Origin of the sequence: Gynuella sp., assembly GCF_050297175.1 — a bacterium.
Classification (GTDB): domain Bacteria; phylum Pseudomonadota; class Gammaproteobacteria; order Pseudomonadales; family Natronospirillaceae; genus Gynuella.
Genome location: NZ_JBNKSF010000054.1, coordinates 1 through 11,814 on the forward strand (window position 1 = coordinate 1; position 11,814 = coordinate 11,814).

Sequence of the window (11,814 nt, forward strand, 5' to 3'; positions counted from 1 at the left end):
GGAAGTGATTTTGCAATAAATCCACGTTTGTCTTCCCGAATCGCTCTGCCGGTCCAATCCACCAATTCCAGGTATTCGCTTAATTGGAATGGCAAACCTTCGGGCATGTCTGCCCTGGGATTGCCAACAAAAGGGAGTAAACCACTGGGTTGTTTGGACGCCTTGGCGCAAGCAATACGCATTTGAACGGAGGTATGGTCAGACGTTTCCGGTGTATCAGCCATCCTGGCTCGAATGGGATTCAGATCCACATACGCCATACAGGCGGCTAAGGCCTGTTCGTCAAGTAATGCTTGAGACTTAAACCTGCCCTCCCAGAAACCGGTGGCTGAGTGCTGAGCCTTTGTACAGACGATGCCAGCGCATCACAACGTCTTCTGCGGACCATTGCCGGCTTTGGAGTACATTGATATGCAGCACCACATGAACATGGTTAGACATGACGGCATAAGCGCAGATATCGATGGCGAATATCTCACCCGGCCACAACAGTCTATCCTCAACCCATTGGCGTCGATGTTCGTAGCTAATCTGGGTGAGGGCATCAACTCCACAAAGAAATGCCCGACGGACACAACGGGAAACACAGTGATAATAAGGCGTGGCTTCAAGTGAGATTTGCGACTTCCTTGATCGGGTCATGATCATACATCTCTATACTGATAAATATACAGTATCGAATGGTGCCGGTTGTTGGCGTGAATATCAATGGCGATAAAAGAGAAATTCAGAACGGAGGCAAAAGGGTTCAGGCAGGATCATGAGCTCGTATGGATAGAATGTTGAGTGTAATGCAAAAATACGAAATTTATGGAAAAATCCTGTCAACAGATTTTTTAATTATTTTTAGCTGAATAGTTACGAATTCATATCCTTCGAAATAATGAGTGACCATTGATTGGTGGGCTTGCGAGAATCAACGAGATCAATATGTAGGTAAATGACAATCAAGCTGTTGTACTTGATGATGACAGATTCAGGCTGGATGGTATGGAGTAGATCATAACGAGATGTTGGGTAATACTCTTTGCAAGTGCCCACTCAAAGAGAAATGCCTCATTGATACCAGATAACGGATCGACAAAGTTTTTTAAAGGCCTTAGACATCCTGATTTGCACGACTGACGGAACTGGAAATTCTATATCCCGCTAAGCGAACGGTGTGTTTGTGGTGAAGTATTTGGGATTGCATAGAAGTGCTTCTCGGAATTCACCTGGAGTTAAACCGGGCCGTTCAAAACGCGTAAAACAGCTTCGTATATTCAGTGCCCTTGTTAGCAGCAAAACAACAGATTGTTGGAAGCATGATCAGACTTGCAACTTTTTTTTGATGTGGCCTTACAAGCCTGTGTTTGCAACGGCGCTCAATGGTTCAGGATCTATTCGATTTAAAAAATAGATTTGTCATCTTTATCACTATTGTCTCAAAAACAGATGCGATCGTTCTGTATCAAAAATATTGAGAGAATTTGCTATATCTCCATAATTTTCCGTCAGGTTATGATGAAAACGGAGGATTCTGAAGAGCTTTGATGGATACGTCATGTACGCATCAATTATGCAGACCTTCCTGATGATTTTGTTACATCGCGAACGTTCAAAAGAACAGTTGGTTTTGGCCATCTATATGAACATAAAATTACACAAAATAGGGTAAAGAGAATGAACGTTCTTGCATTTCACTTTGGCCATGACTCTGCTGTTTCTTATATTCGGGATGGCGAAATCATTGGCACTCAGCTTTCTGAACGGATTAAGAAAAAAAAGCTGTTCATTGGGTTAAGTTCGGAGCTGATCACCAGATTTCTTCAGGCTCACGATATCGACATTGATGATATTGACGCCATTGCTTTAACGTCGACACAGCGCGAAGATGTCTATATCGAAATGGATGGAATGCTTTCGGTAGAGTACAAACGACACCCGCAGGATAACGTGCCGTCACTCATCGAAGCATACCTTCAGCAGGAAGGTAAGGATCCGGTGGATTTTTTTCTGGGCAATACCCCTAAGGAAAAGGAATTACGTCTGCGGCGTATGCTGGTTCCTCATTCTCTGGATCCGCGTTATCGTGAAAAAGCAGCTTCTTTTGTATTTCTGCCCTGGATGGACTTTGCCAAGGTCAATCAGGCAATGCCATATGTCCCTCTGCGTGAGATCCCTGAGAGTCTGGGTTCTGACAAGCATATTTTTAAAGATGCACAATACGGCTTCCATTATCCTGCCAGTGCAGTTTTCATGGGAAAATCGTTACCGTGTTACATTATTAATCATCATGCAGCACACGCTGCCAGCGCTTACTACTGCTCTGGTTTTGATTCATCAGCGGTCATTACGGCTGATGGTGGCGCAGGTGGGATGCGTGGCGGTTGGTTCTTCTGTGGTGATGGTCAGAAGTTATTGCCTTTGGCTCCTCATCACCTCGAAATTGGTGGTTTCTATTCTCAAACGTCGCGTTCACTGATTAAACTCGGTGGTTCTCCGGACGGAAAAATGATGGGCCTTGCTCCCTACGGTAAACCAACCATCTTCTCCCCGGAGCTTGTGGGTAACGCGGCCGATTTTGACCATTTGATGAGAGAGGGTCGTTTTCCCCAGGCCACGGAACTGCGATACGCCTGGCACGAATACCTGCTGAATCAGTTGAAAGCACAGAATTATGATATCGCTTTGCTCGGCGATCCTGAGAAAGTGCTGGAAGGTCCAAACGTGGATTTGGCTGCCACACTGCAAAAGCTTTTTGAAGAAACGCTGTTTGCCACCACCGAAGTGGCCCGCAGACTTATGGATGTCTTTGGTTTTCGTGCCGAAGGGCTGTGTCTGGCCGGTGGTTGCATGTTGAACTGTCCATCAAATACCAGAATCCACGACAGCCAGATTTTCTCGGATTTGTTCGTTCCTCCGTTTACCGACGACAGTGGCTGTTCTATTGGTGCAGGTTTATGGGCTTACCACAATTTATTTAATCAACCGCTTATTGAACGTCATGGGGATTTACCGGTTAGTCCATATCTCGGCAATCCGGTGAGCGATGAGGATTGTCTTGCTGCATTAAAACAAGCGGAGGGTATTGTTTATACTAAAGCCGATAACCCCGGCAGTGCGGCTGCGGATGATCTGGCTGATAACAAGATTATTGCATTCTATGATGGTGCCAGTGAAGTGGGGCCCCGTGCGTTGGGTCACCGTTCATTCCTATCCGATCCCCGTAATGCTGATAACTGGCCACGCGTCAATCACGTCAAGACCCGGGCGCTGTGGCGTCCGTTTGCGCCTTCCATGCTGAAAGAATGTTTGCGCGATTATTTTGAGGGCGGGCCGGATAATTCTCCATACATGCTGTTCAATTTCACCGCCAAAAACGATTTGCTACCCGCAGTGACTCATGTGGACCAGACCTCCCGGGTACAGACTGTGTCGCCGGTTAACGGCCTCTACTATGAACTCATCAAAGCTTTTTTTGAGAAAACCGGCTGCCCTGTGGTTATGAATACTTCGTTCAATGGTCCTAACGAGCCCATTATGGAAACGCCGGAGGACGCGATTGAATTCATTAAACACAGCCCGAGTGATGTGATCCTGTATTTGAACGGCTGGCGTGTGACTTCAGCCTGATTATTACTTTTTAGGGAGTCAAAGATGAAGAGTTTTACCCATCTGATGAACGAGCTGGCAGTGAATAAATTATTGCAGCAAGAGCTGTCTGAAATAGAAACGGAACCTGAGGCTTATCATCACTTTTTTAAGATAAAAGGTTATGAGTGCAGCCTTGCCGATGTGGAAAGCGTGTTTAAAGACATAGTCTGGTTCGCGCGTATTGGTGACGATATTGATCATGCGTGAGGATGATTTCTGATGTTGAAGATTACCGAAGAACAGGTTGCTGAATACCGTGAAAACGGGTACATCATCGTGGATAAAATCATTGAGCGGCATGAGGTTGATTTATTGCTGAGTCGTTTTGACAAGATCTTTTATGGCGAATATGAAACAGGCCTCGACCCAGATGAAGTCAACTGGAAACATGGCCGGGATGATGAAAAACTGACTCGTCAGATTTGTAACGGCTGGAAGGCGGATCGCTATGTCGCCAGTGTTATTCTTCAGGCTTTTATAGGTGAAGCCTGTGCTCGGCTGGGTGGCTGGCCCGGTACTCGTATCACTCAGGATAATCTGTTGTGGAAGCCGCCGGGAGGTCGTCCCATTGGTTTCCACCAGGACTCATCTTATGAAGAGTTTATTGTACCCAACGATTGGGTGAGTTGTTGGATTGCGCTAGACGATACGACCGCCACGGGTGGAACCGTTGAATATGTTACCGGCTCTCATTTATGGCATAAGAGCGGAAAAATCAAACAGTTTCATGGCCCAAGCGATCCTCATGAAGATTTGCGCATAGCCGTGGAGAGAATGAAAAAAGGCGATTTTGATACAGAAAAAGTGGAAGTCCAGGCTGGCGGAGGCACGTTTCACTCCGGTTGGATCTGGCACGGCTCGGACGTCAACAAAACGGATGTTCCCAGAAGAACGATTGTCGCACACTGTATGTCGTCAGAATCCATGTTTAATCCTAATCCACTGAGTGTGAACCGGACTTACAGCCGCTATAAGAAATTCGGTCGTCTCGACATGGAAGAAACCGATTTTCCTATTCTTTGGACCCAGGATGGTTATGCCTCGCCGTTCATTGAGCCTTATTCTGCACGTCAACTTGGGTGGGCGGAATAATGGTACAGAATATGAGCAAGCCAAAAATACTTATCGTAGAAGTCGAGCCGACGGGTGAGTGTAAAAAAACACGGTATCAGCCTTTTCGGGATCAGGGTTATGAGCTCTATTTTCTGATTGCCAAACCTGAGTATGCCGAAATTTATGCACCACACGTGCGGGTTGCAACTCAGATGACGACGGATGGTTTTGTCCATGCAGCGGAACTCTGGAATGAACAGGAACATTTTGATGCTGTCACGACCATGTCTGAGTTTGCCGTCATCGCCACGTCGAAAATTGCCAGTAAGCTTGGGTTGTATGGTATCAGTCTTGACAGTGCAGTGACGTGCCGTAATAAATACTATATGCGCACAGCCCATGAACAGGGAAACGTCAGACACCCTGCCTTTCACCTGATTGAAGAGGAGCACAAGACCCTCGAATTCGCCCGTGAGGTAGGTTTCCCGCTGATTGTCAAACCGACACTGGGTGGGGGGAGTGAACATATTTATAAAGTTCACACGCCTGAGGAGCTGATCGATTGCTATCGTAAGGCCAGTGTAGGGATGACCATTCACACGCAGTCGACAGCTGAACCGGCTTTCCCGAACAAGGGACCGGACGGTATTTTGCTGGAAACCTATCTGAACGGCAATGAGCATAGCCTGGAGGCCTGGGTCTGGGATGGCGTGGTGACGATAGGAGCGATCGGTGATCGTCTGTCGCCAGAAAAGAACCTTTTTGACAACGATATCTATACGATGCCCACGCGTTTGTCTGCGGGTCAGATAGCCGATATTCAAGAACTGGTTGAAGCAGCGGCCAAAGCGCAGGGAGTACGGCGTGGGGTATTGCACCCCGAGATCCGCTACCACAATGGCAAACCTTATATTGTGGAGATGGGCGCGCGGGCTGGTGGCGGACCGATTTCTCATATGACACGGGAAGCCTATGGTTATTGCGCGATAAAAGCGTCGCTGGATATTGCATGTGGTATTAAACCCCGGCAACCATCTCTTGAACCCACTGGCAAAGTCGTCGTTGCCATTGCAATGATTTGTGATGAAGGCGAAATCAGCGAGATTGATACGCCAGCAGAAGAGACGCTCAGCAATATCATCTATTTCAAAATTTTCCTGTCTCCCGGTGATGTCAATTTACGCCCACCGAACGGCAATATGCTGTTAGGCCAAATTTGTGCTACGGGTGCAAGTTTGGAAGAAGCCTATCGTCATGCCGAAAATCTGAATAACCATGTGACGGTTCGATTCAGCAACCCTGAAAACCCGAGACATGATACCAATGCATAGTCCTTATGTGGTCCATAGCGAGCAAGAAGTCCAGGCTATGTTGGCTTCGATGGGCCTCACCGATACAGAGCAATTATTACACGCGATACCCAAATCCATTCGCCTTGATCGTGACCTGTCGTTGCCTGCGCCGCTGGAAGAGGAACAACTTGATGTTCTGGTCCGTCAAATAGCCAGGAACAACCGCACGGTACTGGATAGAATCAGTTTTCTTGGAGGAGGCCTCTATGAGCATAGTGTGCCGGCAGTGGTCGATTATCTGAGTGAGCGCGGAGAATTCCTGACGGGCTATACGCCTTACCAGCCGAAGATGAGCCAGGGACTGCTGGAAGTCTTGTGGGAATATCAGTGCCAAATGCAGAAACTGCTTGGTGTCAGCACGGTGAACACTTCGTCCTACGATGGCAGTACAGCGTTTGTCGATGCTTTCAATATGGTTCATTTTACAGCAGATGAAGGTGAACGTTGTTGTTTTCAGCTGTCTGCTGCGGTGTGGCCACAGACTCAACAGATTCTGGAAAGCAGTCTTGTGGGTAAAGCTGAATTGTTTCGGCCGATTACCTGGAAAGATGACGGCAGGATTGATCTGGATATCCTCGAAACCCAGTTTGTCATCAGTCCGCCCAATGCCTTTGGGTTTCAGTGTCCGAATGCATTTGGCGTGATGGAAGACATTCCTGCCGTTGTTGCATTATGTAAGAAATATCACGTTACCTCGGTACTTTATTACCATCCTATGTTGTCTGGTGTGTTTGCTTCACCCGGAGAATTGGGGGTGGATATCGTATGTGGTGAAGGACAAATGCTGGGCAATCATTTGAATGCCGGCGGCGCGACGTTTGGGTTTTTAGGTTGTCAGGCGTCTTTTGCCGATGCCATACCTGGTCGGATCGTGGGGGTTCAGTATGATGCTGCCCAGCAGTCGTCTTATGCATTGATCCGTGAAGAACGAGAGCAGCATATTGCCCGTGATAAAGCCACCAGCAATATCTGCTCCAACCAGACCCATTGTGTGATACGGGCTGCCATATATCTGGCTTTGCGAGGTTCCGAAGGGCTCAAGCGGATTGCGCTTAAGAACGCCGAAGCCGCCCATGATTTTGCTACCGAGCTGACCAGGATCGAAGGTATCAATCTGCGTTTTCATGCCCCATTTTTTAATGAATTTGTCATTGAAGTTAAGGGCGACGTACAACTGCTGCTTGTCTGGTTACAGGCTCGAAATATTTACGGTGGAACCGATTTAGCGTCGATGGGAATGGACAACTGTTTGCGTCTTGCGGTGACGGAAACGAAAACCCAGGTTCAACTGGATGAGGCCCTTGCAGCTTTCCAAGAGTATTTTGGTCAAGCCCGGCAGTCTGATCAATCATGCCATTGCGCGAGTACGGATTTTTATACCGTTCTGCCCGCAGCGTCAGATAGCGAGTCTGTCCCCGCGCTCGCTGAACGAGAAGTGGTCCGGCACTATACCCTGCTCAGTTATAAAAATTACAGCGTTGATACGGGGATGTACCCGCTTGGCTCCTGTACCATGAAATATAATCCCAAGCGCAACGATAAGTATGCCGCGATGGATGCTTTCAGGTATGTGCACCCTCTCCAGCCAACCAAAGAGATGCAGGGAACATTACAAATACTCGCGGAGCTGGAAACCTATATCATCGAATTGACCGGTATGTCCGCCGTGTCCCTCCAGGCTGCCGCAGGCGCACAAGGTGAGTTGATGGGCCTGCTGATGATGCGTAAGCATTTTGGTTCGAAAGGGGAACGGCGTAATACGCTTCTGATTGCGGACTCGGCGCATGGCACCAACCCTTCCTCCGCAGCGATGGCGGGATTCCGCTGTGAAATTGTTGCAACCAATGCGGAAGGGATGCTCGACATTCACGATCTTCAGTCCAGGATGACCGGGGACGTGGCCGGCCTGATGATTACAAATCCTTCGACTTTGGGGCTGTTTGAAGAAAACATCGAAACCGTTGCTGAGATTGTGCATGGTAACGGTGGCCTGCTTTACTATGACGGCGCCAATATGAATGCCCTTATGGGGTTGGTCCGCCCGGGAGACATGGGGTTCGATATCGTGCATTTAAATGCTCATAAAACACTCTCTACTCCACATGGCGGTGGTGGTCCGGGTGCGGGACCTGTGGCGGTGACTGCCGCTTTGGCCAGATATCTACCCCTGCCGCGTATCCAGTATTCTCCGGATACGCAAAGCTATACTGTCGGTAATGATTACCCTGCGAGCATTGGCACGCTGAAACAGTATCTGGGTCACTTTTCGGTACTCATTCGTGCCTGGGCCTATATCCGCACACTGGGCGCTAAAGGTCTGAGAGAAGCCTCGGAATATGCCATTTTGAATGCGAATTACGTCCAATACCATTTGAGCACCTGCTTTCCGACGGTTTTTGATAAAACCTGTATGCATGAATGTTTATTGAATGCCGACAGCGTGGATAAGTCCGTGCAGGAAATTTCAGACATCATTATTGCACAGGGCTTTCATCCTCCAACCATGGTGGGAGCGGGGTGTGTATGGTTTCCGGGAGCATTGTCAAAAGCGATACTGATCGAACCCACAGAGACAGAAAGCAAAAGTACTCTGGATGCCTTTATTCAGGCCATGAAAACAGTTTGTTGCTAACTAAATAATTGGAGAGTGTATTTGTGCCTGATGCATCATTGTTAAAAGCGCGTTGTCATGAAGAAAATATCAAATTTATTCTGGTCTCACTCAGCGATCTCTTTGGCGTGGTTCGTTCCAAACTGGTCCCGGTGTCTGCCATCGATTCGTTGATGACCAACGGTGCTGCCTTTGCTGGTTTTGCTGCCCATTTCAACTTGACGCCAGCTGATCCCGATATTGTGGTGTACCCCGACGTCTCAACATTTGTCCCGTTACTCTGGAAACCTGGGGTCGCATGGATTACCGGCGATTTGTATACCGCAGGTCAGCTATTGTCGCAGTCGCCACGTAACCGGTTGCGGTTGAAGAGTGAAGATGAAAAGCGTCGTGGGCGAATATTAAAGACCGGAGTTGAAGCCGAGTTTTTTTTGCTGAAAAGCGGAGAGTTGCAGCTTGCTGATACTCGCGATGTCTATCACAAACCCTGCTACGATCAGTCTGCCCTTATGCGTAGCTATGATGTGATCAGCGAGATTTGCGGGACGCTGGATACCTTGGGGTGGGCTCCTTATCAGAACGATCATGAAGATGCCAATGGTCAGTTCGAAATTAACTGGACATATAGTGATGCCTTAACGACAGCGGACAGGCATACGTTCTTCAAATTTGCCGTGAAGAGTATTGCCGAACAGCATGGGCTGCGGGCCAGTTTCATGCCTAAAATATTCGATCATCTCACCGGAAACGGTTGTCATATCCATTGTTCTGTATGGGATGAGCGTGGACAAAACCTGTTTTTGCAGGGTGAGGGCCGCGCCCTGCTGTCACAAACCGGGCAACACTTTATCGGTGGAGTGATGCAGTTTGGGGCCGCCGTCAGCGCGCTCACAAATCCGAGCGTGAACAGTTTTAAACGGTTGAATGCCATCACGACTTCATCAGGAGCCACGTGGGTCTCTCATCAGAGCTCCTGGTCTGGTGATGACCGGACCCAGGCGGTTCGTGTTCCTGATGATGGGCGGCTTGAATACCGTATTCCCGATGGTTCAGCGAACCCCTATCTGTTGCAGCTTGGAGCGATGTCCGCCGGAATGACCGGCATTGATCAGATGATCGATCCGGGTTCACCTGGTGTACCTTATGTCCTTGACGGAAAAACGGTCGCCTTTCCCCAGGATCTGGCAGAGGCTCTGACCGCTTTGCAATCATGTGAGGTGACACAGGAATATGTCGGTAATGAACTTGCAACAAGTATTCTGGCGCTGCGACGACAGCAGTGGAACCAGTATAAAAATGCTGTCAGTAGCTGGGAACATAAGGTTACACTGGACTGTTAATAAGGTGATCAATGAAAGGATTTGTATTTATATTGGGTAACATTATTGTTGCCTCATTACAAAGTGTTCTTCTGAGCTACTGGCTGAAGGGCATTAATGTCTTTCTGGTTATGTCCATGAGCTTTAGTATTGTGCTGTTGTTATACTCCAGTCTTTTTCTATTGAAAGGAAGACATTTTGTTGAAGGATTGAAAAGCATGAAAAAAGAGATTCTGCTGCTGAATATGGTTTCGGCATGCAACTGGATCTTCTATTTTTTTGCCATCAAATTTATTAATCCAGCAGCAGTTGTGACCATTACACAATGCATGCCAGCCGTGTTCACCTCTCTTTTTCTGGTCGTCAGCGGCAAAAAAGTAACAGTGACAACCCTGTTTTTTCATACACTTATTCTGTTATGTACGATTTTCCTTGTGCAGGACTACATATCTCGTGACAGTGGGATTCAAAGCCGTTCGATTACCGGTATCGGTATTGCGTTGTTATGCGCAATGACAGTTGCGATGACAATTGGTGTTTCCCGCACTTTTTCTGAAAGAAAAATACCCAGTTATGTGGTTCTGGCACTGCGTTTTCCATTTTTGATTGTCATTTCCTGGAGTCTGACGCCATTGGTCGCGGTGCAAAATATCACGCTGTATCAAGTCTATATTATTTTATTTGTGTCTATCGTTGGATTGGCAATGGCCAACTTCTTTTTGCAAAAAGGGATTGAGTACGCCACGCCGCTGATGGTGAGCACGACTCTGACAATTTCTCCAGCGGTAGTGCTCTTATTTGATAAAATCAACCGACACGATTACTTGATGACCACTCAATCTTTTACCATCTTGTTTATTGTCTTTCTGTCTCTTTCTTGTATCTATCTGAATAATAGACGGACCTCCGCACAGATGGTACATCGTCAGACTTCTTAAACGGCTGGCCTGTCTTCAGATAGCGCTGATCTGGTATTGTAATGATTGTATTGCTATCAGGGAAAATGGCTTTGGGATGTTATTAAACCTAGTAAAAACTGTTCTTATTCTATGTCACATAATTTGTTGAGAATATTTGGTCACATGGATCTTTTTCTTCTGAAGTATGTGCATATGAGAGACGACTTTATTGTTAGCTATGCCCTACGCCTCTTTCAATATGCTCGTGGTCAGTTTTTATTTGTTATGGCAGGTCGGTAAGCTGGCTTTGCCGGTGCAGCGTCTCAGTCCACCCTTAAACATTACGAAGTGATCAGCTCGATTTTGTTATCATCCGGCAATAAAAACAGGGGTCAGATCGGTTACATGTTGTTGAATCTGATCACTAATATGAGCCGGCGCACAAGGGGTATTCGAGCCGCTGTGGAGGGTGTTAAAAATCGGGGCAATTAGTGAGGTAAAGATTTTGTCCGGAGTCTGAATTGCTGTGTCATAAATGGCCGTGTTATTGGTTCCTGATCAATACTCAAATAAAGTGCGAGGAATGTCAGAACGATCTGTTTGCTTGCCGGGGGAATAGTGCGACAATTGGCCACTCTGTAAATAACATAACAGGACACCCACTTTAAAATAAAAAAACGAAACAAGGCAATGATGATTCTCCACTACCTTGCAGAAAAAAATCGAATGAATCAGGTTTGCTGCAGAACCAAACTATATACATCTTGTTCCAAAGCAAACAAAAATATAGTTCTGGCTGACCAGGAGGCGTAGCAGGTTACTTGAGGAACCAGATTTTTAAATAGGGTGCTTGATGGTGTGATATGAAATCAAGTCGCCAACAAATTCGGTGGAGTTCGGCTTAACTGAAAATAATTTCTGACTTTCTCAAACGACGACCTCTG

The 11,814-nt window shown here is 47.2% G+C and carries 8 protein-coding genes and 1 pseudogene; 7 read left to right on the plus strand and 2 right to left on the minus strand.

All coding sequences use genetic code 11. The features are described 5' to 3' along the window. A pseudogene (locus tag ACQY6I_RS20920) lies at window positions 1–260 on the minus strand (transposase); the annotation flags it as partial. A gap of 40 nt (window positions 261–300) precedes the next feature. Further along, window positions 301–642 carry a hypothetical protein gene (locus ACQY6I_RS20925; RefSeq protein ID WP_428243461.1) on the minus strand — a complete coding sequence of 114 codons (342 nt, stop codon included), beginning with the start codon at window positions 640–642 and terminating at the stop codon, window positions 301–303. Between the two features lie 1,020 nt (window positions 643–1,662). Between ACQY6I_RS20925 and ACQY6I_RS20930 the strand changes: the two genes are divergently transcribed. From ACQY6I_RS20930 to ACQY6I_RS20960, 7 genes are read left to right on the plus strand one after another with little or no spacing between them, the layout of a single operon-like run. Beyond that, window positions 1,663–3,615: a carbamoyltransferase C-terminal domain-containing protein gene (locus ACQY6I_RS20930; RefSeq protein WP_428243462.1), complete on the plus strand. Its 1,953-nt coding sequence runs from the start codon at window positions 1,663–1,665 to the stop codon at window positions 3,613–3,615. 24 nt (window positions 3,616–3,639) lie between these two features. Further along, complete coding sequence (locus ACQY6I_RS20935) at window positions 3,640–3,843, plus strand: hypothetical protein (RefSeq protein WP_428243463.1); 204 nt, start codon at window positions 3,640–3,642, stop codon at window positions 3,841–3,843. A 12-nt stretch (window positions 3,844–3,855) separates the two neighbouring features. Continuing rightward, window positions 3,856–4,728, plus strand: coding sequence for a phytanoyl-CoA dioxygenase family protein (locus ACQY6I_RS20940; protein ID WP_428243464.1), 873 nt, complete (start codon window positions 3,856–3,858; stop codon window positions 4,726–4,728). A gap of 11 nt (window positions 4,729–4,739) precedes the next feature. Next, window positions 4,740–6,020, plus strand: coding sequence for an ATP-grasp domain-containing protein (locus tag ACQY6I_RS20945; protein WP_428243465.1), 1,281 nt, complete (start codon window positions 4,740–4,742; stop codon window positions 6,018–6,020). Further along, window positions 6,013–8,673: an aminomethyl-transferring glycine dehydrogenase subunit GcvPB gene (gene gcvPB / locus ACQY6I_RS20950; RefSeq protein WP_428243466.1), complete on the plus strand. Its 2,661-nt coding sequence runs from the start codon at window positions 6,013–6,015 to the stop codon at window positions 8,671–8,673. Before ACQY6I_RS20945 ends, gcvPB begins: the two co-directional genes overlap by 8 nt. Before the next feature lie 23 nt (window positions 8,674–8,696). Next, complete coding sequence (gene glnT / locus ACQY6I_RS20955; RefSeq protein WP_428243467.1) at window positions 8,697–9,992, plus strand: type III glutamate--ammonia ligase; 1,296 nt, start codon at window positions 8,697–8,699, stop codon at window positions 9,990–9,992. Window positions 9,993–10,003: 11 nt separating this feature from the next. Beyond that, complete coding sequence (locus tag ACQY6I_RS20960) at window positions 10,004–10,909, plus strand: hypothetical protein (RefSeq protein ID WP_428243468.1); 906 nt, start codon at window positions 10,004–10,006, stop codon at window positions 10,907–10,909. Window positions 10,910–11,814: the final 905 nt, after the last annotated feature.